The sequence below is a fragment of the Fulvimarina pelagi HTCC2506 genome (genome assembly GCF_000153705.1).
Lineage (GTDB): Bacteria > Pseudomonadota > Alphaproteobacteria > Rhizobiales > Rhizobiaceae > Fulvimarina > Fulvimarina pelagi.
In genome coordinates this window covers 1198641-1223393 of record NZ_DS022272.1, presented here as the reverse complement: position 1 = coordinate 1223393, position 24753 = coordinate 1198641, and the positions used below count along the sequence as shown (strand labels likewise).

The following is a 24753-nucleotide window of genomic DNA, read 5'->3' as shown; positions in this document are numbered from 1 at the left end:
CAGGACCGCCGATCAGGGGACTGAGAGCAAGACGTCATGGAGTCCGTCTCACCGACTTGGAGCCGATGTCGTTGACAGCGCATATTCGCATGACGGGAAGAACGAAGCGAGCATTCTGGGGCCGCCTCTCGGCGACCCCATAAGCTTTGCTCTTACTCCGCGATGTCGACGCCCGTGAACCAGTGGCCGCCTAGCGGGTCCTGGACATAGCCGGTTACATTTTTCTGCATCGGCATGAAGGTCACGGAATGGGCGATCGTTGCCCACGGCGCCTCTTCCTTGAAGATCGCCTGGGCCTCCTTGTAGAGGGCCGCGCGCTCTTCCTGGGTGTCGAGCCGCTTGGCTTCAGTCACTTTGGCGTCGAACTCCTCGTTGCACCACTGAGCACGGTTGGCGTTGCCGACGGCATCGCAGCCGAGGAGCACGGCGAGGAAATTGTCCGGATCGCCATTGTCGCCGGTCCAGCCGAGAAGTACCGCGCCTTCGCGATCTTCTGCCTTGGATCGCTCGAGATATTCGCCCCATTCGTATGAGACGATCTCGACATCGACACCGATTTTGGAGAAATCGGCCTGGATCAGCTCGGCCATGCGCCGCGCGTTGGGATTGTAGGGTCGCTGCACCGGCATCGCCCAGACTTCCATCGAGAGGTCGGTGACGCCAGCCTCTTCGAGCATCTGCTGAGCGGCTTCCGGATCGTAGGCGTCGTCCTCGGTCTCCTCGCGATAGGACCACATCGTCGGCGGGATCGGGTTCTTGGCGATCTCGCCGGAGCCCTGAAACACGACATCAATGATCGCCTGCTTGTTGATCGCCATATTTAGGGCCTTGCGGACCTGAGCGTTATCGAAGGGAGCGATCTGCGTGTTGTAGGCGAGATAGCCGACATTCAGTCCTTCCTGCTCCATCACAGTCAGGTTCTCATTGCCCTTCAAACTCTCGATGTCGGCCGGGTTCGGATAGGGCATCACTTGGCATTCGTTGGCGAGCAGGCGCTGCTGTCGCACCGAAGCGTCGGTGGTGATAGCGAAGACCAGATCGTCGATCGCTTCCTTGCCGTTCCAGTAATCGGGATGGGCCCGATAGCGGATCACCGCGTCCGGCTGATAGGCGACGAACTGGAAGGGCCCGGTTCCGATCGGCTGTTGGTTGAGCTGTGCCTCGTTGCCGGCCTCGGCGAGCTGATCGGCGTACTCCTTGGAGGCGATCGAAGCGAAGTCCATGGCAAGATTGGCAAGGAACGGCGCGTAGGGCTCGTTCAGCGTGAACTTCACCGTCTGGTCGTCGACCTTCTCGATTGATTTGAGGATGTCTGGCATGGACATCGAATTCCAGTACTCCCAAGCCGCCCCGGTGACGTATTCGTTGTACGGATTTTCAGCGTTGTTCTGCCGATCGAAGGAGAAGACGACGTCGTCGGCTGTCAGCGGTCGCGAGGGTGTGAAGAAATCGGTCGTGTGGAATTGCGCATCGGGCCGCAGATTGAACGTATATTCCAGCCCGTCGTCCGACACTTCCCAGCTCTCGGCAAGCCCCGGCTTGATGTTCGTCGTACCGAGTTCGAATTCGACAAGCCGATTATAAATTGTCTTGGAGGATGCATCGAACGTGGTGCCGGCGGTGTAAAGTGCTGGATCGAAGCCTTCCGGCGAGCCTTCGGAACAATAAACCAGAGTCTTCGCAGAAGCCGCCGTGCCGAGCGCAAGCGTCAAGGCCGTGGCGGCGAGAAGCCGAGTGGTAAGCCGCATAGGGTGTCGTGCCTCCTGTCAGAATATCGAGAGCCGATCTTCATGCCGTCTCTTCTATTCCCGCATCCGACAGCTTTTGCATCGAGTGTGCAAGAGGCGAAATGTTCAATCACTCGAAAACGATACTAGGACTCACGCTGCTCGTCTCACCCATTTCGAGGCCCGCCAGTGCCCGGGAAGCCATGTCCCGATAGATTTCCGCATGGGGGCCATCGGGTTCGGCTTGGACGATTGGAACACCTTCATCGGAGCGGACGCGGATGTGCATGTCGAGCGGCATCGCGCCGAGAAACGGTACCTCGCGCTTGGCAGCCTCGGCCTCCGCACCGCCATGTCCAAAGATGTCGTATCGCGCCCCGGTGTCCGGAGCTATGAAATAGCTCATGTTCTCGACGATCCCGAGGATCGGGACATCGACCTTCTGGAACATTGTAATTCCCCGCCTGGCGTCGATGAGCGAGAGGTCTTGGGGCGTAGAGACGATGACAGCTCCGGCGAGCGGCACCTGTTGCGCCATTGTCAGCTGGGCGTCACCAGTGCCGGGAGGCATATCGACCACGAGAAGGTCGAGATGGCCCCATTCGACCTCCCGCATCATTTGGTTGAGCGCCGAGACCACCATTGGCCCTCGCCAAACCATTGCCGTTTCCTCGGCAACCAGCAGTCCGATCGACATCACTTTAATGCCATAGGCTTCGAGCGGCTTCAGCAGCCGCCCTCCGGCCGATTGCGGCTTCTTGTCCTTGAGGTCGAGCAGGCGTGGGATGGACGGACCGTATATGTCTGCATCGAGGATCCCGACCTTGAGTCCCAAATCGCGAAACCCGAGCGCCAGGTTGACGGCAGTCGTCGACTTGCCGACTCCGCCCTTGCCGGAGGCGACGGCGACGATCTTGTCGACATTCGGAATGCCCGGTTTGGTCGCGCGCGGCGCGGCGTCTCGCCCGGCAGTAAGACTCTTCGGCTGGGCAGGGATCGGCGACGGTTTGCTAGCCGGTTCCCCGGCCTGCTTCTCGGCCGTCAGCGCGACCATCGCCTTGGTGATCCCGTCGAGCTGCTCGATGTAACGCTCGGCTTCCTTCCGGAAGGGCTCGAATTTGTCGGCATCCTTCGCCGGAACCGTCAGCGAGAAGAATGCCTTGCCGTCGGCGACGAAAATATCGGACACCATGCCGCGCGAAACGACGTCTCCTCCGCCATCGGGAGCTTTCATATCGCCCAAGATCGCCTTTATCGTCGCTTTCAGCTCTTCCGCCACGAAACTTCCTTTCTGCGATTGGCCCTCGACTGCGGAGATATGCCGTCCAGACGCGAACGCAAACGTGAGGCGAGCAGCAGATTTAATTCCGTGCGGGCACCTCAAACTTGCAGGCGCAAACGATCATGAACGATGAGACGAAGACACCCCTCACCCAGCCAGTCGACGACGACGTACGCAAGCTGGCCCGACACCTCAGCCGATCGGCCCGTTTCGGTGCGTTGAGCGTTCTGCGGCCCGAGGATGGCTTCCCGTCGGTGAGCCGTGTGCTCAGCGCGACCGACTTCATCGGTCGCCCGGTGCTTTTGATTTCAGGTCTTTCGTTGCATTCGCGAGCGCTAGCGGCGGACACTCGCTGCTCGTTGCTGCTCGGTGAGCCGGCGAAAGGAGACCCCCTCGCCCATCCACGCCTTTCAATCTGCGCGAACGCCAGACTTGTCGAACCTCAATCAAATGATCGGCAGGAACTGCGTACGCGCTTCCTCGCTCGGCACCCCAAGGCCGAGCTATATGTCGACTTTCCCGATTTCCGCTTTGTCGTTCTCGAACCGGTGGAGGCCAGTCTCAACGGCGGCTTTGCCAGAGCCTACGATCTAAAAGCAGACGATCTGGTGGACGATCGGCTCGCCGAGCTCGAAATGGCCGCAATACGAGCGGTCGACCATATGAACACGGATCACTCTGACGCTGTCGATCGAATTGCCTCTAATAACGGCGAGGGCCAGACCGGGTGGCGTATCGCGACTGCGGATCGATGGGGCTTCGAAATCGCGCGATCAGATCGCCTAATACGGATCGAATTCAGGTCGGACCCCGCCGCAGGTGGCGGATACAGGCAAGCGTTCGTCGAGCTTGTCAGTTCGTGATGCGGCCCGTTAGCGCTCCCTGCAGCGTAGTTTAAAACGAATAGCCTTCCGGGCAGTCCGCTTCGAAGCGGCGGGCCGAACCGGCTCTGCGCCAGATGCATTGCCCCGGCGAGTTCGCTGCGGTCCCGACGAGATTGTCCCCAGGCCTGACCTCCGGTTCCGGGATCATGCCTTGCCGATAGGGCTTAACATTTGCGTCTTCCAGACCGAACACGGCTCCAAATACGGGCGATCCGTCACGTCCAACGCATGCAGAAAATGAAAGCAAGGAGACCATAACGAGGCCTGCAGCAAGACGGTATGAGTATGTCGAGACGCGTCTCAATTGTTCGTTCGCTCCTGCTGCAGTGGTTGGCCGTATTGTTCTCTGGAATGCTCGAACCTGTGCAGCTATACAAAGGTTGATCGAAGACGGCAGGCTATTCCGAAACAAAAAAGCCGCCGGGCGTGCCGACGGCTTTCACGAACGTGACCTGCCTCTAGGCGATTAGTAGCCCCTTGGGCACCGATAGACATTTCCATCGGAATATTGGCAGTAGCCCGGACGGCTCTGCGAACGACCGATGACGTTGCCGGCAACAGCACCGCCTGCCGCACCCACAGCCGCACCAATCAGGGTTGATTCGGTGTTGCCGCCGATCGCCTGGCCGGCCAGAGCGCCAACAGCGCCACCAGCAAGCGCGCCACCACCTGTATAGCGGTCTTCGGTCGTACAACCGGTTGCAGCAACGCTTAGCGTCAAGGCCGCGATCGCAATCATCTTCTTCATCGACTGGAACCTCTCCTGTGTGTCTCGTATGCACAAACAATACAGCGTCTATGACGTTGTTCAATAGACGGATTCTTGTTCGTCAACGTTTTTGGAACGGAATTCGGGTCGGCAGTGAACCGACTTCCAGCGCTCATTCGCCGCCAAACTGTGACACCGAAAAGAAAACGCCCCGCGTACCGCGAGGCGAATTGAATGCATCAGTCAAGTGAATGGCAGATGAACCGCTCTTCACCGGGATGCGACGAGTTGCTGATCGTCAACGAGGTCGATGTTCAGGCGGCCATCACGCGTTACCGACCACTCGAGAGATGCAGATTGTTCAAACGCTGCCGGATCGACCGCCTTACAGGCTCCGTAGAGCTTCGGCATACGTGTTTCTGCAAGCCTTACCTGCAAGCCCAGGTCGTTACGGCATTCGTCGAGTGTTTCGTAAGCGGGGGCGGCAACAGGGACCTCTCGGCAAGTCGTGACATCCGACGAGCAGCCAACCAGCAACATCAAAGCAGCGATGTGTTCCATTGAACCTCTCCATGTTGCCGTCACAACATACTTTAGCCGCTTTCGTTCCGGTGCGCAGCTACGCGATCTAATCTTTCCGCAAGGTTATGTCGTTGCATCCTGAGAAGGGGGACGTCGATAAGCGTGGCTGGTTGGGAAGAAAGGTGAGTGTCGCCACTACGCAATAATACGCAAAGAAGAACATGAATCTTCAGAGAGTTAGTATCTCAGGGGCTTAGCGCGACAAATATAGATGACGTTCGACCAACGAGCATTTATAAGATAGTTTATGCAATCTAAAGGTGCTATGAAAGCTCAGGTGCAATATGCCACCGTTCATCACGATCGTGTGACAGTTTCACAGATCCAGACTTACGGCTTTAGACCGTGCTGACTTCGTGCGTCAGTTCGAACTGCGCATCAGGAATGACAAGACGGTAGAGCACGCCGTCGGGCTCGTGAGTAAGCTTGGCCGAGCCTCCGACGGCATTCGGTACGATCCGCTCAAGGGTCGCGGTACCGAAACGTGGATCGCGATTCTGTCGAACCCGGGGACCATTGCGCTCCTTCCAAAGAAGGACGAGATCGTCGTGATCTTCAAGCGTATCGAATTCGGTCGTGATTTCTACTTCGCCGCCGGGGACCGAGAGCGACCCGTAAGACGCGGCATTGACCGCGAGTTCGTGCAGGGCAAGTCCGACATGAAGCGAAGCCGTCGGCGATAGATAGACTGAGACTACTTCGGTCTTGATCTGCTGGTTGCCATCCGGCGCGTACCGCTCGACCTGCAAATTGATCAATTCGTCAAGTTGCGCGCCGCGCCAATTGGTGTCCGTGACGATGTCCTGTGAATAGGAAAGGGACTGGATACGCCCCCGAAATCGAACCAAGAACTCTGGAACGGTCAGCGAGTGACGCGCGGTCTGGCTTGCTAGGCTTTGTATGATGGCGAGGAGGTTCTTCGACCGATGGGACAGTTCGCGCAGGAGGGTCTTGAGCGTATCCTCGCGTCGCTTGCGCTCTGTTATCTCTACTGACGTCCCGAGAATCCCCGATATCGAACCATCCTCGGTACGATCGACGTCCAGATGTATGTCGTACCATCGTCCCGCGCGTGCACTCTCGTGCAGGAACTCGAAATGGACGGGTGCGCCAGTCTCTAGAACCTTGCGTCGGATATCGACGGCGTGCTGCAGTGCCGATGCCTGCAAGATATCGGCATCGCTCATGCCTTCTTTGATGCCCGAGAGCCATGAACGGCCGGGGTTGCAAACCCAGGAGTAGCGAAGATCGTGGTCCTGCCGGAATACGGACATATCCGTATTCTCAACAGCTTTCATGACCTTTGCTGCCAGCATTAGACCACGCTCGAACATTTGCACATTTGGCCGTGCTTCCGATGCCCGCCCGCCATCGGCACGACCTTCGAATGCGGCCGGGGGAAGCCCCGGCCTCTTACGCTGCGACCTTGCGGTCGCTTTCAAAGAACAAGGCTTGGCTGATGAGAGCCTTGACCATGTCTGGATTGAACGGTTTCGTTACGAGAAAAGTCGGCTCCGGTCGTTCACCAGTCAGAAGGCGCTCCGGGAAGGCAGTAATGAAGATCACCGGCACGGAGACGTGGGAGAGTATGTCGTTCACCGCGTCGATGCCTGAACTGCCATCTGCCAATTGAATGTCGGCAAGAACCATGCCTGGCTGCTGCTGCTCGAAGAGCGCGATCGCTTCTTTATGGGTTCGCGCAACACCAGTCACCGAATGCCCGAGGCCTTCCACCATCTGCTCGATGTCCATCGCGATGAGCGGTTCGTCCTCGATGATCATGATGTTGGTGGAAACCTGCCGGCCGATATCAGCGCTCGCCTGGCTGATCAGGTTGGAGAACTCCGTCTCGTCCTTCGAAAGGATTTCGGCAGCTTCATCTGTGGTGAAGCCTTCGACGGCGACCAACAAAAAGGCCTGACGCGGCAGCGGTGAGATTGCCTTAAGGTTCCGCGACGCCTTTTCCTCCCAAGCCCCGGTCTGCGAGTCATCCTGGATGTTTACGTCCAGCGACTGCCAAAGCGAAGAGAACAACTTATAAAGCGAGATGCGCGGCGACTGATCGTCGGGGAAGATATCGGGGTCGGCAATAAGCGCTTCGAGCACGGCCGCGACATAAGCGTCGCCGCTCGATTGCGATCCGGTAAGAGCCCGAGAATAACGCCGGAGATAAGGTATATGCGGCGCTATGCGGGATGACATCGACATGAATACTCCCCTCGTGTCGATTAGGTTGTGATCGATCGATCGCTTATCGACATTTCGCCGACAATGCGCCGATCCTGCCGAAGTTCCCTAGAATGGGTTCAAGTCGGTCCGGCCCTATTTATGGTGTCTGAAAAGTGGTTGTGAAGTGTCACGGCCAATACGATCTTCGCCACGCGGATAGAATCGATGGGACAAGTCGGCTCCCCTTGAGCATTTACGATCCGCTTATATGTCCCGCCCAGAATACGGCCTAGCGTAGGACCCTTCTCGCAGAAGCCCTCCTTGCAACCGTCGAAACGGGACAGAGCAGGCCGCTAAGGCCAAAGCACCCTCGAATTCGCGAACGAATTGACCATATGAGAGACATGCCGGGACCAGACATGGACACACGCAAAGCCGAAAAGGACGGACCGGGTGCCAATGAAGCCTCGGAGAAAAAGCGAGATTCCGAAATGAGCTTTGCGCTGCCCAGTGCTATAGGCGACCGACTGAAAGCCTATTATAACGATGTCGCCAGCGAACCGGTACCGGATCGCTTCCTTTCCCTCCTTGAGCAGCTCGATCAGGCCGAAGGCGAAAAGAAACGGAAATCGGACAAAGAGGAGGTCGAATGACCACGGAGACCGATTTTCGCCGGGAACTCATCCAGGTGATCCCGAACTTGCGTGCGTTCGCAGCATCGCTCGCCGGCTCTTTCGACCGCGCAGACGACCTCGTCCAGGAGACCTTGGTAAAGGCTTGGGACAAACAGCATACCTTCCAGCCCGGCACCAATCTCAAGGCATGGTTGTTCACGATACTGCGCAACGAGTTCTATACACAGATGCGCAAAAAGGGGCGCGAGGTGCAGGACGTCGATGGCGTTCATGCCATGCAGCTTGCAGGACATCCCGAGCAGCAGGGCCATCTCGACCTTCAGGATTTCCGCAAGGCTCTCGACATGCTGCCTGACGATCAGCGCGAGGCGCTCATCCTGATCGGCGCGTCCGGCTTTTCCTACGAGGAAGCGGCAGACATTTGTCACTGCGCAGTCGGGACGATCAAGAGTCGCGTATCGCGCGCCCGCACACGCATCGGTCAAATCCTCGAAATCGAGGGCGACGGCGAGTACGGACCCGATTCAATCGCGTCGCAGATCATAGGCGTAGCACCGGCGGCTTGAGCCGAACATTCGAACGCCATCATTGTTGACGGTCGGAAGCCGGCAATACTGCCGGTCGCCAGCCGTTCACATGAGGTGCGTACCCGCGCGTAGCAAGGCGAGCGGCGCTTCCTTGGAGTGCCTGTGTTCGGTGTCCAATGCACCTCTGAAACGCTGGAACATTCTTGCCATTGCGCTGTTTCGACTCCGAGACATCACCGCGCATCCGCTTGTGCGGACAGCAGACTAGAAAGGCATCCCATGGCATCGGACACCACCTCTTCTTCGACGCTAGGCGCCGGCTCCGCTTCCGGTTCGGCGACTTCGTCAACTACAGCTGGCACGACCGCCAAACGTGGCGATCGCGAGGAACTTGAGGCACAAATTCAGAAGTTGCGTGAAGACGTTTCCGGTGTTGCCGAATCGTTGAAGTCGATGGCGCAGAACCGTTCGAATAGCGCGCGTACACAGGCAACTGCGATGCGCGACGAATACAAGGCGAAGGGCGAGCGCTACTTGCAACAGGCTCAGGAAGCAGCGGACGACTTGGAAGATCAGATAAGTGATCGTATCCGCGACGAACCGATCAAGAGCGTTCTTATAGCAGCAGCTATCGGTTACCTGTACGCACGCATCTTCCACTAAGCGCCCATGTGGTTTCTTATTGCGAAAATCTTCCAAGGCGAACTTGGAACGTATGTCGCGAGGCTTAAACGACTCGCGACGCTTTACGCGATCATGGCGATTTTCGCTGTGCTCCTCCTCGCATTCCTGATCACGGCTCTCTTCGTTTACGTTGCAGCGCAGATCGGAGCTCTCAACGCGGCATTGATCGCGTCTGGTTTGTGCTTGGGTGTCATTCTTCTTCTCTGGATCACCACCCTCGTTGTGAGGCGCACGCCCGAAAAACGGGTCCAGGACCGGATGAAACGAGATATAGCGTCGGTCGCTGGTACCACTGCGCTTTCGAACCTCCCGAAGATCTTTGCGATGGCGCGCAAACGGAAGGCGGCAGCCTTGCTGACACCGTTGATAGCGATCGTCGGCTTCGGCATCTGGCGTATGCTTCAGAACGAGGACGAATAGGATTGTAGAGGTTCATCGGGGCGCGTGTCATACGCGCCCCTTCACTTTGATAAGGGAGATTATCCATGGATCCCGTTGAGATCGGCTATCAAACCTGGGTGCTCGTCGCCGACGGTGAGAAGGCACTTTTCCTCAAGAACCTAGGCGATGCAGAACTCCCAAATTTCGAGATCCAGCGCGTCGAAGAGCAAGAGAACCCCTCGGACGCTGAGCAAAGTGCAAATCGGCGAGGCCGCGCCGGTGACGGTGGCGCGTCCAACCCCCATCGTTCTGCCTTCGAGGATACCGACTGGCACGAACTTGCGAAGGACCGCTTCGCTTCTGATCTGGCTGATATTCTCTATAAGATGGCGATCCGGCATCGATTCGAGCGCATTGCGCTTGTTGCTTCGCCTTCAACACTTGGCGAATTGCGGGACCATCTTCACAAGGAAGTGGCTGATCGCGTGGTCGGTGAGATACCAAAGGATCTTACAAATCATCCATTGGGCAAAATCGAAGATATACTGACACACTAAACGAGGACGCTCCGGCCAAACTCATTGAAAGGACGAAGAGTCATGTCTCAACACGACCCGAAGGATGTACGTCAGGGCGGTTCTGGGACGCGCGTCCTTGTTATTCTCATCGCCGCATTGGCTGTAGCCGCTCTGGTGGCAGTTTTCATGGGAGGCTTCGGATCGTCCCAGCCTGGGACTTCTCCGGAACTTGAAGCTGAAGGCGCAGCGCCTGCCCAGAGCGTTTCAGAACAAGAGAGCGAGATGGTGGCGCCCGAGGCCGACACCGGAAGCGGCGGCGGTTAGAAGCAGCCTTCGGAAATAGGCTACACCATTCGTGAAACCGGCGTCATCGCCGTGAGTTTAACGAACAGCCTTACCCAACAAGGATGCGTTCAATGTCAGATCACCCAACCCGCACTGAAGCTGATATCGTTCCGGTTGACCAAGCCGTAGGGGGCGATGCCGACAATCCCGGCATCACCCAGCCGGTGACCCAAGACGAGATCGACGATATTCTGAACAATCAGACCATGCCAATCGAAGATCGGCAGAGACGCCTCGAAGAATTGCGCAACCGAATCGGTGTCCGTGAGAATGCTGATCGCGGCGACGAAATGTCTGCTATCGAGATGCAGATAAACGAAGCGCTTGGGCTGCTCGCGGACGGGGGCCATACCTACGCGACCGCCGAAGGCGTCGGCATGGATCCTGCTGGACGTGCTGATGCCCGTTCGCCCGACGACGAGCGCAGCCTTGGCGGCCCGGACGCCGCCGGTACGCGGGAGCCGGAATAAATAGGAAAACGGCTTACACGGAGAGTGCCACATGGCGCGTAAGGACACTGAGAAAAATCCGTCGCTCAAGGCGCCTGATCTTTATGAGGACCTCCGGGATCAGGGCTATTCCAAGGGGAAGGCCGCCGCAATCTCAAACGCGAAGGCCAATCCAGATATGGAGCCCTCAAAGAAGGGCGGAGAGGCATCCCCCTACGAGGAGTGGACGCGAGACGAACTTTACGAGCGTGCGCAGGAACTCGACATCGATGGACGCTCGGATATGAAGAAGGACGAACTGATCCGCGCGCTGCGCAACAGTTAGGTGGGCCTGACCTGCGGTGTTCATGCCGCCGTTTCCTCATTCCAATGCGCCGAGCGCGGCGAAAACACGGTCGGCCCATTCCTCGCTCTCGATAACGTTGAGCAGCGCTTGATTGACCGGTTCACGCAAATCCGAGCCTTGGGGTAAAGCGATGCCGTAATCTTGACGGCCATATGCTCCGGGCAGAACCTCCAGATCATCCGCGAACTCATTCTTGATGCGGTACTGGAGCAGCGGCTTGTCGTAGACAAATGCGTCCATCCGCCCCCGCGCCAGCGCTGTGAGACCCGATTGCACGGACTCGTAGCCCATGAATGACACCCGGGAATTCCCAAGCCATTCGTCGCTGGACGATCCGCCGATCGACCCGACCGATACGCCGGCAAGATCGTCAGGCCCTTCGACCGTGGTCGCGAGCCGGTTCGTCGTCAACGCCGAGGCGATCATGCCGGTGAACGTAGAGATGATCAAAATCGCTCCGAACATCCAGATCAGTGCGATGACGCGGCCCGCGATCGTCCTCGGCGCCTTATCTCCATAACCTACGGTCGTCATCGTGACGGCCGAAAACCAGAAGCCCGAGCCGATGCCCTTGATTGGGTTGCCGCCGAATTCGTCTGGGTTCGCTCGCCGCTCGGCAAGCCAGAAGAGGACGCCGATGCCAGCTAGGAGGGCCGCGAGAGCAAGAACCGCCTGGATGAAACCCCAGGTAAAGATCGCAGCGAGGCTTGAAATCCAGGATCCGCCGCCGCGTTCGACAGCTATCCCGAAGCCGGTGGAGTAGAAGGGATGAGAAAAGTCGACCAGCTGTTCTCGGCTTGGTGTGATCGTCATCGCAGCGATCGATGATTCATAGCGGCCATCGGCAACCCCCTCGATCATCGAAGCAAGATCGGTCTCTTCCAGTTGGTATTCGATGTCGAGATCAGCGGCTATTCGCTCCCAAAGCCAGATCGAAAGACCGGTCCATTCGCCGTTTCCGTCCTTCATGGCAAAGGGCGGCGCTTCTCTTGTAGCGACGACGAAGGGCTGCGAAACGTCTGGCCCGTTACTTGCGGCAACGGATTCGGTCGCTTCGCCTACAGGCGTTCCGGCGGGCGCAACGCGGCCGGATGTTCCGTTTTCTTGTGCTTGCGCGAGACCGACGACCGAAAGTCCAAGAAGGAGCATGAAGAGAGGGAACCGGAACTTTGATCTTCCGGGCGAGCGTAGTGACAATGTCTGGCTGATCATGCCTGCAAGCCTAGCATAAAGAGCGTCTACCGCAACGGCGTGGCTCGGCCTGCAACCGTGTTTCACCTTTGTTTAGACACTCGAAATCGGCGATCAGGCCGAACGCATGATCAGGCTTCCATCAATTCCACGAACACGCGCGGCAATTGACCCGCAAGTTCCTCCGCGGTCAGCCCGGGACCGAAAAGCTCTGCGGCTCGGCCATGCATCCAGACACCTGCCGCTGCCGCTTCGAAGGCCGGCATGCCCTGTGCAAGCTGCGCCGCGATGATCCCGCTCAGGACGTCGCCAGTTCCGGCAGTCGCCAACCACGGCGTGCCGTTCGCATTGATTACCGCGCGCCCGTCCGGCGAGGCGATCACGGTGTCTCGCCCTTTCAGGACAATAACCGCGTTCGCCCGCTCTGCAGCCTGTCGTGCGCGGTCCAGTTTCGACAGCCGGTCGGCCTCTGCGATGTCGGGGAAGAGGCGCGCGAATTCGCCCGCATGCGGCGTCAGGACCAGTCGGACGCCCTCCCCTTCGGAAGGCTGCTTTTCATTGTCGAAGAGGATGTTCCGTACATCGCTGAAGGCGCTGATGCCGTCAGCGTCTAGGACAAGTGCACGTCCGGCCTCCAGCACGAGACGCGCGTAATCGCGCACTCGTTCTCCCGTTCCGAAGCCGGGACCCAAGACGAAGGCGTTGAAACGATGGTCAACAAGGATTTCGCCGAGATCGCCGGACCCCTCGCATTTCCTCAGCATGACGGCAGTCAGATGGGATGCATTCACCAGGATCGCGTTAGGCGGCGACAACAACGTCACAAGTCCTGCGCCGGCGCGCAGGGCGGCGTTCGCGGCAAGGCGCGCCGCACCAGTCTTCAAGGCCGGTCCTGAAAAGACGACCGCATGGCCGCGATCGTATTTGTGCCCCGCACCGGCCGGAAGGTTCAATTGCAATCGCCAAAGCTCAGGCTGGTTCAGGAAAGCTTTCGGTCTGATCGTATCGAGGACATTCGCCTCGATCCCGATTTGTCGGATGTCGACGGACCCACATCGGGTTCGCCCCGGCTCCAGGAAATGCCCGGGCTTGGCGCGGAAGAACGATACGGTCCTTTCGGCTTGGAATGCATCGCCGAGGATGGCGCCGCTCTTGCCGGACACGCCGGAGGGCAGATCAATCGCCAGTAGTCGAGGCGCCGCAGTGTTCGTCCTTGCGATCAGAGCTGCGACATCTCCCTCGATTGGCCTCGACAGGCCGGCGCCGAGCAGACCGTCGATGACGAGATCAGTTTTTTCCGGCTCGAACGTATCGAGTGGTTCAACGGTGCCCTCGTAATAACCCGCTGCGAGAGCCGCGTCGCCCGAAAGGCATTCAGGCTTGCTGAGCGTATGGACGACGACGGAATGCCCACTCCGCCGAAGGAGTTCGGCTGCGACGAAGGCGTCACCACCATTGTTTCCGGGCCCGCCGAGGCATGCGATCCGGCACGTCCCGCCGGTTCCGATATCACCGATCATCTTGAGAGCAGCTTCTGCTACCCGGTTACCGGCAGCTTTCATAAGCACGAAGCCGGAAACGCCACGCCTGATCGTGATCCGGTCGGCCTGCCCCATCTCGTCCGGTGTAAGGAGCGTGTGAAAGCGCCGCCACTCCATGGGCAATTGCTTATTCATTGTTCATCTTGCCCGATATCTAATCATCTTCTCAATGTGCAAATGTCGCGAAAATAGGCGTGACGCCAGAAGCGAGGAGGTGCTTGGTTCGCCTTGCCGGGAGAAAGCAGCGAACTGGACTTCGAAATCCGCATACGGGAACTGGCACTCGCCGCTTCGAAAACTATTTCTCCGCCCGCAGGTTTCCACGACCCGTGCTGGCACGTAGCCTGCATTGCAGCGGTTCGTCGGGCCGAATGCCCGGGTCGGGGACCAGAGAGACAGGGGAAGTTCGATGAAGAAGGTCGAGGCGATCATCAAGCCGTTCAAGCTCGATGAGGTCAAGGAGGCGCTGCAGGAGGTTGGTCTCCAGGGCATTACCGTGACCGAGGCGAAAGGGTTCGGCCGTCAGAAGGGACATACCGAACTCTATCGAGGCGCCGAATACGTCGTCGACTTCCTACCCAAGGTGAAGGTCGAACTCGTCCTTGGCGACGACGTGGTCGCGACTGCCGTCGAAGCGATCCGTAAGGCCGCGCAGACCGGCCGGATCGGCGACGGCAAGATCTTCGTGTCGAATATCGAGGAAGCCATCCGTATCCGCACCGGTGAAGCCGGCACGGACGCGATCTGACACGAAGCCCTCACCCTGGCTTCGAACAAATCAAAACACTGCATATCAACCGGGAAGGACCGTCATGACGGATGCCAATGAAATTTTGAAGCAGATCAAGGACAACGACGTGAAGTTCGTCGACCTTCGCTTCTCCGATCCAAAGGGGAAGTTGCAGCACGTCACCATGGACATCTCGCAGGTGGACGAGGACCTGTTCTCGGAAGGCACGATGTTCGACGGATCCTCGATCTCTGGCTGGAAGGCGATCAACGAATCCGACATGGTCATGATGCCCGACCCCGAGACGGCGCATATGGACCCGTTCTTCGCTCAGTCGACGATGGCGATCACCTGCGACATCCTCGATCCGATCTCGGGCGAGGCCTACAATCGCGATCCGCGCACAACGGCCAAGAAGGCCGAGGCCTATCTCTCCCAGTCAGGCATCGGCGACACCGCCTTTTTCGGACCGGAAGCCGAGTTCTTCGTCTTCGACGACGTCCGCTATAAGACTGATCCGTACAATACCGGTTTCAAGCTCGATTGTACCGAACTGCCGTCGAACGACGACACCGAATACGAGACCGGTAACCTCGGTCATCGCCCGCGCACCAAGGGCGGCTATTTCCCGGTTCCGCCCATCGACAGTGCCCAAGACATGCGCTCGGAAATGCTCACGGTGATGGCCGAGATGGGCGTTTCGGTCGAAAAGCATCATCACGAGGTGGCGGCTGCCCAGCACGAGCTCGGCATTAAGTTCGACACCCTCACCCGCAACGCCGACAAGCTGCAGATCTACAAGTACGTCATCCATCAGGTCGCAAACGCCTACGGAAAGACGGCCACTTTCATGCCGAAGCCGGTTTACGGCGACAACGGGACGGGCATGCACGTCCACCAGTCGATCTGGAAGGACTCGAAGCCGACCTTCGCGGGCGATGAGTATGCAGGCCTGTCAGAAAGCTGCCTTCATTACATCGGCGGCATCATCAAGCATGCCCGCACGCTGAACGCCTTTACCAACCCTTCGACCAACTCCTACAAACGCCTGGTGCCGGGTTACGAGGCACCGGTGCTGCTCGCCTATTCGGCGCGCAACCGCTCCGCTTCCTGTCGTATTCCGTTCGGCCAGTCGCCGAAGGCTAAGCGTGTCGAGGTCCGGTTCCCGGATCCAACGGCGAACCCCTATCTCGCTTTCTCCGCCATGCTGATGGCGGGTCTCGACGGCATCAAGAACAAGATTCATCCAGGCGCAGCCATGGACAAGGATCTCTACGACCTGCCGCCGGAGGAACTGAAGGAGATACCCACCGTCTGCCGCAGCTTGCGCGAAGCGCTTGAGAGTCTGGACAGCGACCGCGACTTCCTGAAGGCCGGCGGCGTCTTCGACGACGATCAGATTGACGCCTATGTCGAGCTTAAGATGGAAGAAGTCGAGCGTTTCGAGATGACCCCGCACCCGGTCGAATTCGAGATGTACTACTCGGTCTGAGACAACCCGCGCGGCTACGCGCCAAATCGACAAAGTTCAAAGGGGTGCCTACGGGCGCCCCTTTTTCATATTCCGCACGATTGCGACATCGCACGGTGAAGCTGGATCGAAAACCTTCTCCTTAAGACTGCTCTCATCGGTAAAGACACAGAAAGGGCCGGCACCTTGCGGATACCGGCCCTTCGGCGTGAAAGTGTTCGGCTCGATCAGGCGGCGACGGAGATGCCGCCTTCCGTTCTTTCCTCGACCTCGGCGATCGTTTTCAGAATTTGGGAGGCGATCTGGTAGGGGTCGCCCTGAGAATTCGGACGGCGATCCTCGAGATAGCCCTTGTAGCCATTGTTTACGAAGGAATGCGGCACACGAACCGAGGCGCCGCGGTCGGCGACACCATAGCTGAACTTGTTCCATGGAGCGGTCTCATGCTTGCCGGTGAGGCGCATGTGGTTGTCCGGACCGTAGACGGCGATATGGTCTTCGAGGTTCTGCTCGAATGCACCCATGAGGCTTTCAAAATATTCTTTACCACCGACTTCGCGCATGTACTTCGTCGAGAAGTTGGCGTGCATGCCCGAGCCGTTCCAGTCGGTGTCGCCTAACGGCTTGCAGTGGTACTCGATGTCGATGCAATACTTTTCGGTAAGGCGCTGCAGGAGGTAGCGTGCCATCCACATCTCGTCGGCTGCCTTCTTGGAGCCTTTGCCGAAAATCTGAAATTCCCACTGGCCCTTTGCGACTTCCGCGTTGATGCCTTCGTGGTTGATACCGGCCGCAAGGCACAGATCGAGATGCTCCTCGACGATCGTGCGGGCGATATCCCCGACGGCCGAATAACCGACGCCGGTGTAGTACTTACCCTGCGGCTCGGGATAGCCCTGCTCCGGGAAACCCAGCGGACGGCCGTTTTTGTAGAAGAAGTATTCCTGCTCGAAGCCGAACCAGGCACCCTCGTCGTCGAGGATCGTCGCACGCTTGTTCGAAACGTGCGGTGTCGTACCGTCCGGCATCATGACTTCGCACATCACGAGGACGCCGTCCCTGCGGGCCGGATCAGGATAGACGGCGACAGGCTTCAGCACACAGTCCGAGCTATGTCCTTCCGCCTGCTGAGTGGACGACCCGTCGAAGCCCCAGAGCGGCAGCTGTTCCAGCGTGGGGAAATCGTCGAAGCTCTTGATCTGGGTCTTGCCGCGGAGGTTTGGGACGGGGGTGTAGCCGTCGAGCCAGATATATTCGAGCTTGTATTTCGTCATCGATCATCTCCTGAGAGGGGCATCCGGAAAGCAGTCCGTCGCGTCAGGCCGAAATTGTCTCGGCTTGGTCCTGCGCGGCTCGCCTTCGCGTTTGCAACATCCGTGCCAAGCGCGATGCATTTACTGACTGGATGCCGAACCGGAGGTGAAACATCACGTCGAATGAGGAATAATCGCGTCCAGGTAACCGGGCACTTGGCGCCGTGCACGGCCATCACGTTTACGTGACGCGTGCTCAGAAAGGGCCTCAACAGACGTGTTCGTTTCAAAGATGCCTGTGCATGTGCATTTTTTTCAGGCAAATTGGTCACTATATGAGCAACCCGAACTGAAAATGTTGGCCGCCTGGAGCGGCCCCAAGAACGGCAGAACGAAGCAGGAGATCAATCATGGCCACGGGCTTCGAAACGCAGTCGGCGACGATTTACCAGTTTCCTGTTGGCGGCCGTTCCGGAATGAAGAACCAGCAACCACGCGCATGGCCCAGCGAAAAACAGGTCCCGCAAACAGTCAGTCAATTCGACTGGCGTGCAGCCTATCACGCAGAAGCGATTGCTGAGGAAACTGGACGCAACTGATATTCGACGCTTCATACGGTAGGCGGGACCGGCTGTTAATCGTCAGACAATCTCTACTGAACTTCCAAAGCATGGCTTTGACTTGCATGAAATCGGTGGAAATCGGTTTCATGCGGCGCGTTTGCCGTCGCCTGTTGCCTTGCGGCGCTTGAAGAACAATACGTGAAAGTGTACCCGAGAGGCATGGTTGCAGCCCGCCTCGACAGGAGTCTCATGCTTAGCGCTACCCCGCAACGGGACGCGGAGGGCCTTCCGCGCGTGGGTAGGTTTCAATGAGCGACGATCTTTTTTCGGGTAATGCCGCTCGTAAGATGCCGCCGCAGCGCACGCCCAAGCCGCGCAAAGCAGCCGAGACCGATCCGCGTCCGTTCGGCGGCGACTACACCGCTGCCGACATCGAGGTCTTGGAAGGTCTCGAACCGGTTCGGCGCCGTCCGGGTATGTATGTCGGCGGCACGGACGCCAAGGCGCTACATCACCTTTTTGCCGAAGTCATCGACAACTCGATGGACGAAGCGACTGCAGGACACGCCAATTTCATAGAAGTTTCGCTTGATACGGACGGCTTCTGCACGGTCAGCGACAACGGCCGCGGCATTCCGATTGATCCGCATCCGCGTTTCAAGGATAAGTCCGCCCTCGAGATTATCCTGACGACGCTGCATGCGGGCGGCAAATTCGATTCAAAGGTCTACGAGACTTCCGGCGGTCTGCACGGCGTCGGCGTTTCCGTAGTCAACGCGCTATCGGAAAAGCTCGAGGTCGAGGTAGCGCGGAACCGCAAGCTCTACCGGCAGGAGTATGCACGCGGCAAGGCCGTCACCGAACTTGAGACCGTCGGCGAAACGCAAAATCGTCGTGGCACTCGGGTCCGCTTCCGGCCCGACCCGCAGATTTTCGGCGAACATGCACGTTTCGAGCCGACCCGCCTCTTTCGCATGGCTCGGTCCAAAGCCTATCTTTTCGGTGGAGTCGAGATCCGCTGGCAATGCGACCCTGCACTGCTTGGCACAGAGAGCCCGATCCCTGCTCGCGAGACGTTCCACTTCCCCGGCGGCCTCAAGGATTACCTCGACAATTCCATCGGCAAAGATCGGATCACCTCGCAGATCTTCGCCGGTCGTACAGAGAAAGTGTCTGGGCACGGCGCCGTCGAATGGGCAGTCGCCTGGACGCCAGACGACGGCTCGATCCGCTCCTACTGCAATACTATCCCGACGCCTGAGGGCGGCACCCACGAGAACGGGCTACGCGCTGTTCTTTTGCGCGGCCTCAAGGCTTTTGCTGAGCTCTCCGGCAACAAACGCGCTTCGGTGATCACTGGCGACGACGTGATGTCGACGGCTTCGGGCATGCTCTCGGTCTTCATCCGCGAGCCGGAATTCGTCGGTCAAACGAAGGATCGGCTGGCGACCTCCGAAGCTCAACGGATCGTCGAGCAGTCGATCCGGGACTCCTTCGACATTTGGCTCGCCTCCTCGCCGCAGGATGCGGCACGGCTGATAGACTGGGTGCTCGACCGTGCTGACGAGCGGCTGCGGCGGCGTCAGGAAAAGGAGGTTAGCCGTAAGAGTGCGACGCGCAAGCTGCGCCTTCCGGGCAAACTCGCCGACTGCTCCCAGTCGGGTGCCGCGGGAGCCGAACTCTTCATCGTCGAGGGCGACTCGGCGGGCGGTTCGGCCAAGCAGGCGCGCGACCGGAAGACGCAGGCGATCCTCCCCTTGCGCGGCAAAATTCTGAACGTGGCAAGTGCCGGGCGCGAAAAGCTTGGCGCAAATCAGCAGCTTGCGGATCTCATTCAGGCGCTCGGTTGCGGCACCGGTTCGAAATATCGAGATGCCGATCTTCGCTACGAGCGGGTGATCGTAATGACGGACGCTGATGTCGACGGCGCTCACATCGCCTCGCTGCTCATCACGTTCTTCTATCGCGAGATGCCGGAGCTCATTCGCGGCGGTCATCTCTATCTGGCCGTACCGCCGCTCTACAAGCTCACCCAGGGCGGCAAGACCGCCTATGCGAGGGACGACCGGCATCGCGAACGCCTTGTTGAGAGGGAGTTCAAAGGCAAGGGAAAGGTGGAGGTTTCGCGCTTCAAAGGCCTTGGTGAGATGCTTCCCGGACAGCTCAAGGAAACGACCATGGATCCGAAGAAGCGCACGCTGCTTCAGGTCGTCATGGACGAAGCTCCCGAGGCCGGAACCTCCGGTGCCGTTGATGCGCTTATGGGCAACAAGCCCGATCTGCGATTCCGCTTCATTCAGGAACGCTCGGCCTTCGTCGACGATCTCGATATCTAAGTTCGCGTTGGCCGTCCGAGGTCGATGAATCACGATGACGCATTACATCAGGCATCGGTACATCGAACACACGTGTTCCCACAAAGGATAGCCATGCGACACCTTTCTGCGAAACTCTGCCTCGCTTCGAGCCTGATGATTTGCGCGGTGCCGGTTCTGGCGCAAGGCAACGAAACGCCGGCCGAGAACGTCGCGCCAGATCAGGTCTCGCCTGCGCAGACGCCTGAGGCGACAGCACCGAGCGACGCTACAATTCCGTCCGATGAGCCCGCAGCCGCACCGGAGGCGGCTGAGGACGCGGCCCCTGCCGCAGCCCAGTCTCAGACCATTGGGTCCGATAGCGTCGCCCAAGTCGTCGGTACGCTCTCGCCCCTGGTCGAAGACGTTCAGGTGGTCGGGCCCTGGCGAGAGGGCGACCGCAATGGCATCTGGCGTGCTGTAATGGCACGCGACCCGGCCGATCCAGCCAAATCCCAGTTCTTCATTCAGCAGATCGCACCTTCTCCAACCGGCGCGCAGATCACCCGCTCGATCAAGGTTGACGAAGTCGCGGCACTTGGCGGCGCGGTTGTGGGATACACAGCCGACGAGCCAGCCGAAGGTCAGGAAGGCTCGCTCACTCTCTTCTTCGAGATCGTGCCGCTCGATGGAGAAATCGCCGAAACCTACGAATTACGGGTGCAGCCGGACGGATCCTACGATTTTGGTTTCGCCACCAATTGATCAGGCAATAAGGGAAATCGCGAAGAAATGCTACGGCGGAAGTCTCAGAACACAAATGCCGTCGTGGATTTCTTGCTTCCAGGGACTACAAACTGCGAGAACTAACCTTTATGTGGGCTCTGCAGTTGACTTGGTGAAAGGGGCGCTCTATCGCGCCGCTTGAAAGCTTACTGTTCCCTGCATCTCCAGACGTATCGAGAGTATTGTCGATTTGACCACCTTTTCCGAACTCGGCTTAAGCGCGAAAGTCTTGGCCGCAGTTGAAGCGACCGGCTACACCCAGCCGACGCCCATTCAGGCGGAAGCAATTCCGCACGCGCTTGAGCGTCGGGACGTACTTGGGATTGCGCAGACCGGTACGGGTAAGACCGCTTCTTTCGTGCTTCCCATGCTGACGATGCTGGAAAAGGGTCGTGCCCGCGCACGCATGCCTCGCACGCTCATTATCGAACCGACGCGCGAACTGGCGGCGCAAGTCGAGGAGAGCTTCGCCCGCTACGGCAAGGAACAGAAACTTAATGTCGCGCTCCTCATCGGCGGTATGTCCTTCGAGGAGCAGGATAAGAAGCTGGACCGCGGCTGCGATGTGCTGATCGCGACACCCGGCCGCCTGCTCGATCATTTCGAGCGCGGCAAACTGCTTTTGACGGGCGTCGAAATCCTAGTAATCGACGAGGCTGACCGGATGCTCGACATGGGTTTCATCCCGGATATCGAGCGCATCTGCAAGCTTCTCCCCTTCACCCGGCAGACCCTTTTCTTCTCGGCGACGATGCCGCCCGAAATCACGAAGCTGACGCAGCAGTTCCTGCAGAATCCGGTTCGGGTCGAAGTCGCCAAGCCTGCTTCGGCCGCTCTCACCGTGGAACAGCGATTGGTCGCATCCGGCGCGAAGGACTACGACAAACGCGCACGCTTACGCGACCTCCTGCGCGCGAACGAAGATGTCACAAATGCGATCATCTTCTGCAATCGAAAGCGCGACGTCTCGACCCTCTTCCGCAGTCTCGAAAAGCATGGATTCTCCGCCGGTGCGCTGCATGGCGATATGGACCAGCGGGCCCGCATGACGATGCTGCACAATTTCCGCGAGGACAAGCTCCAGCTTCTCGTCGCTTCCGATGTCGCGGCGCGCGGCCTCGATATTCCGGCTGTCAGCCACGTCTTCAATTTCGATGTGCCGATCCACGCCGAGGATTACGTCCACCGCATCGGTCGAACCGGTCGCGCGGGACGCTCCGGCAAGGCCTTCACGCTTGTCACGAAATCCGAAACCAAGCATCTCGACGCAATCAAGAAACTGATCGGCACTGAAATCGAGTGGCTCGACGGCGATCTGTCAAAGGTTGAGGTGACCGAAAGCGACGAGGGCGAAGGCGATCGCCGGTCTCGCTCACGTGGCGGATCGGGGCGCGGTGGCCGCAACCGCAAGGGCCGCTCGCGCGGCGGGGCAGACAAGGACGACCAGCAGCAGCAGGACGACGTCGCCGCGAAGGCGGATGATCCAAAGCCCCAGAACGACGAAACCGAGACCGAGGATACCGTGGAAGCCGTCGCCATCCAGCAAAATGACAACGCCCGCAAGCCGAATTCGCGCGCCCATAACGGATCGCGCTCGCGCTCCGGCGAACGGGGCGGACGTGGCGGTCGCGGACGTTCCTCCCGGGATGACAGCAATACCATGGTCGGCTTCGGCGACGACATACCGGCCTTCATGCTGATCGCGACCGGCACCTGACCGGCAGAAAGCTTCGAAAAAGAAAAAGTGCCGGTCGTCTACGCGACCGGCGCTTTTTCTTTTGAAGGATGATGCGCAGCCGACTGGAGCCCCGTGCTCACGCATCGCGGCACCGGCCCATCACCCGAACTGGATGCCCTCTCCGGCGGCCTTGAGACGCACCAGTTCGCTGGCGCCCTGTTCGGTCACCTTGATCTGCAGATGGATCGAACCGTCCTCCAGATCCTCTCGGTCGAGCACCGAGGCGTTCTCGTAGATCCACGAGAGATAGCGCAGACCGTCCGGATCGAGCGTGACGGCGAGTTCGGCGATCTTGCCGGCGATCCGGCGTTCGATATCGGCGAGCAGAGCCTCGATCCCCTCGCCCGTCCAGGCCGAGACGACATGCGGGCGTTCCTTCTCGGCTTCGTTCGCCGCCAATGTCTCGATCCGCTCGCGTTCCGAGCCATCGACACGGTCGATCTTGTTCCAGACCTCGACGACATGGTCGGTATCGTCCGCATCGATCTCCAGATCGCGCAAGATTTGCCTGACGTCCTCCGCCTGGGCCAGGCTGTCCGGGTCCGACACGTCGCGGATGTGCAGGATGATGTCGGCCTCGATCACCTCTTCAAGTGTCGCGCGGAAGGCGGCGACGAGATGGGTCGGCAATTCGGAGATGAAGCCGACGGTATCGGAGAACAAAATCTCTGTACCGTGGGCGAGCGTCGTGCGCCGCATGGTCGGATCGAGGGTCGCGAAGAGCAGGTTCTGGGCGAAGACGTCGGCGCCGGTCATCCGGTTAAAAAGGGTCGACTTGCCGGCATTCGTGTAGCCGACGAGCGCGACGATTGGATGGGGCCGCTTGCGGCGCTTGGCGCGATGGAGCTGGCGCGTGCTGCGCACCTTTTCAAGTTCGACTTCGAGCGCCTTAATTTTCGATTGAAGCTGGCGTCGGTCGGCCTCGATCTGCGTCTCGCCGGGGCCGCCGAGAAAGCCGGCACCGCCGCGCTGGCGCTCCAGATGGGTCCACGACCGCACCAGACGGCCGCGTTGATAGTTGAGATGGGCGAGTTCGACCTGGAGCCGACCCTCCTTCGTCCGTGCACGCTCGCCGAAAATTTCGAGGATCAAGGCCGTTCGGTCGAGGACCTTGGCATTGAGCTCGCGTTCGAGATTGCGCTGCTGCACCGGCGTCAGCGGATGATCGATGATCACGAGACCGATCTCCTCGGCCACGACGACGCCCTTCAGCTCCTCGACCTTGCCCTGGCCGATGAGCGTGGCAGGCCGCGGCGCGCGCTGCGTGATGATCCCGCTGTCGACGATCTCCAGCTGGATCGCCGCCGCGAGACCCAATGCCTCTTCGAGCTTGGCGTCGGGCGAGCGTCGCACTTCGAGGTTGGAGCCGGGCTCTTTCGGGCCGGTATCCTTGAAGACCGGGACATAGACCGCGCTTCGCGTCGGATCCGCCTTGTGTTCTATCGGTCCCTTGGGACCGATACCGCTATATTCCGCCAATCAGGCCTTCCCATCGTCGCCGTCGTAGAGTGACACCGGCTGCGCCGGCATGATGGTGGATATAGCGTGCTTGTAGACGAGTTGCGAATGGCCGTCGCGTCGCAAGAGGACGCAAAAATTGTCGAAGGAGGTGACGACGCCCGTCAGCTTGACCCCGTTCACGAGAAAGATGGTCAGCGAAATCTTCTGCTTGCGAACGGTATTGAGAAAGAGATCCTGCAGATTCTGAGAGCGTTCAGCCATGACTTCCTGCGCCATCCTTTTGTTATCGTTAGTTGAGGGCCTGATGGCCCCGGGCGGAGACTAAGCTTGCATGCCGTCGCCTGCTGATCAACGGCAGGCGGACTGTCCTTGAGTACATGAGAACATCCTGTTCGCAAATAAGACCGGCGCGGGAAACGCGCCAAACGCGCATGGTCTTTCGCGCGAAGAACGCTTTATCTCCACGTCTGATATGCGCCCGTCGCCC

At 59.1% G+C, this 24753-nt stretch carries 26 protein-coding genes; 15 read left to right on the top strand and 11 right to left on the bottom strand.

The window, feature by feature from the left end; all coding sequences use genetic code 11:
- Positions 1 to 152: 152 nt before the first annotated feature.
- The gene (locus tag FP2506_RS05735) at positions 153 to 1748 is read right to left on the bottom strand and encodes an ABC transporter substrate-binding protein (RefSeq protein WP_007066466.1); all 1596 of its coding nucleotides are present in this window, start codon (positions 1746 to 1748) and stop codon (positions 153 to 155) included.
- A gap of 109 nt (positions 1749 to 1857) precedes the next feature.
- Complete coding sequence (locus FP2506_RS05730) at positions 1858 to 3006, bottom strand: Mrp/NBP35 family ATP-binding protein (RefSeq protein ID WP_007066465.1); 1149 nt, start codon at positions 3004 to 3006, stop codon at positions 1858 to 1860.
- Positions 3007 to 3131: 125 nt separating this feature from the next.
- Between FP2506_RS05730 and FP2506_RS05725 the strand changes: the two genes are divergently transcribed.
- Positions 3132 to 3872 carry a HugZ family pyridoxamine 5'-phosphate oxidase gene (locus tag FP2506_RS05725; protein ID WP_040489446.1) on the top strand — a complete coding sequence of 247 codons (741 nt, stop codon included), beginning with the start codon at positions 3132 to 3134 and terminating at the stop codon, positions 3870 to 3872.
- 487 nt (positions 3873 to 4359) lie between these two features.
- Here FP2506_RS05725 and FP2506_RS05720 read toward each other — a convergent pair whose 3' ends face one another.
- The 4 genes from FP2506_RS05720 to FP2506_RS05705 form a co-directional block, all read right to left on the bottom strand.
- Positions 4360 to 4641, bottom strand: coding sequence for a YMGG-like glycine zipper-containing protein (locus FP2506_RS05720; protein ID WP_007066462.1), 282 nt, complete (start codon positions 4639 to 4641; stop codon positions 4360 to 4362).
- A 231-nt stretch (positions 4642 to 4872) separates the two neighbouring features.
- Entirely contained in the window at positions 4873 to 5163 is a 291-nt protein-coding gene (locus FP2506_RS05715) for a hypothetical protein (RefSeq protein WP_007066461.1), read from the bottom strand.
- 359 nt (positions 5164 to 5522) lie between these two features.
- Complete coding sequence (locus FP2506_RS05710; RefSeq protein ID WP_244404125.1) at positions 5523 to 6458, bottom strand: PAS domain-containing sensor histidine kinase; 936 nt, start codon at positions 6456 to 6458, stop codon at positions 5523 to 5525.
- A 139-nt stretch (positions 6459 to 6597) separates the two neighbouring features.
- Positions 6598 to 7392 (bottom strand): response regulator, encoded by a 795-nt coding sequence (locus tag FP2506_RS05705; protein ID WP_007066459.1) that lies wholly within the window; start codon positions 7390 to 7392, stop codon positions 6598 to 6600.
- 380 nt (positions 7393 to 7772) lie between these two features.
- Between FP2506_RS05705 and FP2506_RS05700 the strand changes: the two genes are divergently transcribed.
- From FP2506_RS05700 to FP2506_RS05665, 8 genes are all read left to right on the top strand, one after another.
- The gene (locus FP2506_RS05700; RefSeq protein WP_007066458.1) at positions 7773 to 8006 is read left to right on the top strand and encodes a NepR family anti-sigma factor; all 234 of its coding nucleotides are present in this window, start codon (positions 7773 to 7775) and stop codon (positions 8004 to 8006) included.
- Positions 8003 to 8554: a sigma-70 family RNA polymerase sigma factor gene (locus FP2506_RS05695; protein WP_007066457.1), complete on the top strand. Its 552-nt coding sequence runs from the start codon at positions 8003 to 8005 to the stop codon at positions 8552 to 8554. Before FP2506_RS05700 ends, FP2506_RS05695 begins: the two co-directional genes overlap by 4 nt.
- Before the next feature lie 240 nt (positions 8555 to 8794).
- The gene (locus FP2506_RS05690; RefSeq protein ID WP_007066456.1) at positions 8795 to 9178 is read left to right on the top strand and encodes an ElaB/YgaM/YqjD family protein; all 384 of its coding nucleotides are present in this window, start codon (positions 8795 to 8797) and stop codon (positions 9176 to 9178) included.
- 93 nt (positions 9179 to 9271) lie between these two features.
- Complete coding sequence (locus FP2506_RS05685) at positions 9272 to 9619, top strand: hypothetical protein (RefSeq protein WP_148227478.1); 348 nt, start codon at positions 9272 to 9274, stop codon at positions 9617 to 9619.
- A gap of 65 nt (positions 9620 to 9684) precedes the next feature.
- Complete coding sequence (locus tag FP2506_RS05680; RefSeq protein WP_007066454.1) at positions 9685 to 10137, top strand: host attachment family protein; 453 nt, start codon at positions 9685 to 9687, stop codon at positions 10135 to 10137.
- Between the two features lie 42 nt (positions 10138 to 10179).
- Positions 10180 to 10422, top strand: coding sequence for a hypothetical protein (locus FP2506_RS05675; RefSeq protein ID WP_007066453.1), 243 nt, complete (start codon positions 10180 to 10182; stop codon positions 10420 to 10422).
- Positions 10423 to 10514: 92 nt separating this feature from the next.
- Entirely contained in the window at positions 10515 to 10913 is a 399-nt protein-coding gene (locus FP2506_RS05670) for a hypothetical protein (protein WP_007066452.1), read from the top strand.
- A gap of 31 nt (positions 10914 to 10944) precedes the next feature.
- Positions 10945 to 11217, top strand: coding sequence for a DUF7218 family protein (locus FP2506_RS05665; protein WP_007066451.1), 273 nt, complete (start codon positions 10945 to 10947; stop codon positions 11215 to 11217).
- Between the two features lie 36 nt (positions 11218 to 11253).
- On the opposite strand, the gene FP2506_RS05660 is transcribed toward FP2506_RS05665, so the two are convergent.
- Both FP2506_RS05660 and FP2506_RS05655 read right to left on the bottom strand, forming a co-directional pair.
- Complete coding sequence (locus tag FP2506_RS05660) at positions 11254 to 12387, bottom strand: transporter substrate-binding domain-containing protein (RefSeq protein WP_007066450.1); 1134 nt, start codon at positions 12385 to 12387, stop codon at positions 11254 to 11256.
- 173 nt (positions 12388 to 12560) lie between these two features.
- Positions 12561 to 14105 carry an NAD(P)H-hydrate dehydratase gene (locus tag FP2506_RS05655; protein ID WP_244404124.1) on the bottom strand — a complete coding sequence of 515 codons (1545 nt, stop codon included), beginning with the start codon at positions 14103 to 14105 and terminating at the stop codon, positions 12561 to 12563.
- 274 nt (positions 14106 to 14379) lie between these two features.
- Here FP2506_RS05655 and FP2506_RS05650 point away from each other — a divergent pair, with 274 nt between their 5' ends.
- Positions 14380 to 14718: a P-II family nitrogen regulator gene (locus tag FP2506_RS05650; RefSeq protein WP_007066448.1), complete on the top strand. Its 339-nt coding sequence runs from the start codon at positions 14380 to 14382 to the stop codon at positions 14716 to 14718.
- A 64-nt stretch (positions 14719 to 14782) separates the two neighbouring features.
- A complete protein-coding gene (gene glnA / locus FP2506_RS05645; RefSeq protein WP_007066447.1) occupies positions 14783 to 16192 on the top strand; it encodes a type I glutamate--ammonia ligase in 1410 nt (469 codons plus the stop codon).
- 206 nt (positions 16193 to 16398) lie between these two features.
- Here glnA and FP2506_RS05640 read toward each other — a convergent pair whose 3' ends face one another.
- Positions 16399 to 17445: a glutamine synthetase beta-grasp domain-containing protein gene (locus FP2506_RS05640; RefSeq protein ID WP_007066446.1), complete on the bottom strand. Its 1047-nt coding sequence runs from the start codon at positions 17443 to 17445 to the stop codon at positions 16399 to 16401.
- 389 nt (positions 17446 to 17834) lie between these two features.
- On the opposite strand from FP2506_RS05640, the gene FP2506_RS05635 reads away from it, so the two are divergent.
- The 4 genes from FP2506_RS05635 to FP2506_RS05620 all read left to right on the top strand — a co-directional run bounded on the left by FP2506_RS05635 (position 17835) and on the right by FP2506_RS05620 (position 22784).
- A complete protein-coding gene (locus FP2506_RS05635) occupies positions 17835 to 18023 on the top strand; it encodes a DUF2735 domain-containing protein (protein WP_007066445.1) in 189 nt (62 codons plus the stop codon).
- Positions 18024 to 18334: 311 nt separating this feature from the next.
- Complete coding sequence (gene parE / locus FP2506_RS05630) at positions 18335 to 20323, top strand: DNA topoisomerase IV subunit B (RefSeq protein WP_425277088.1); 1989 nt, start codon at positions 18335 to 18337, stop codon at positions 20321 to 20323.
- A gap of 93 nt (positions 20324 to 20416) precedes the next feature.
- Positions 20417 to 21046, top strand: a complete 630-nt coding sequence (locus FP2506_RS05625) for a hypothetical protein (RefSeq protein ID WP_007066443.1) — start codon at positions 20417 to 20419, stop codon at positions 21044 to 21046.
- Positions 21047 to 21257: 211 nt separating this feature from the next.
- Positions 21258 to 22784: a DEAD/DEAH box helicase gene (locus FP2506_RS05620; protein WP_007066442.1), complete on the top strand. Its 1527-nt coding sequence runs from the start codon at positions 21258 to 21260 to the stop codon at positions 22782 to 22784.
- A gap of 120 nt (positions 22785 to 22904) precedes the next feature.
- Here FP2506_RS05620 and hflX read toward each other — a convergent pair whose 3' ends face one another.
- Together hflX and hfq are read right to left on the bottom strand one after the other, a co-directional pair.
- A complete protein-coding gene (gene hflX / locus FP2506_RS05615; protein ID WP_007066441.1) occupies positions 22905 to 24284 on the bottom strand; it encodes a GTPase HflX in 1380 nt (459 codons plus the stop codon).
- Positions 24285 to 24527, bottom strand: coding sequence for an RNA chaperone Hfq (gene hfq / locus FP2506_RS05610; protein WP_007066440.1), 243 nt, complete (start codon positions 24525 to 24527; stop codon positions 24285 to 24287).
- Positions 24528 to 24753 lie beyond the last annotated feature (226 nt).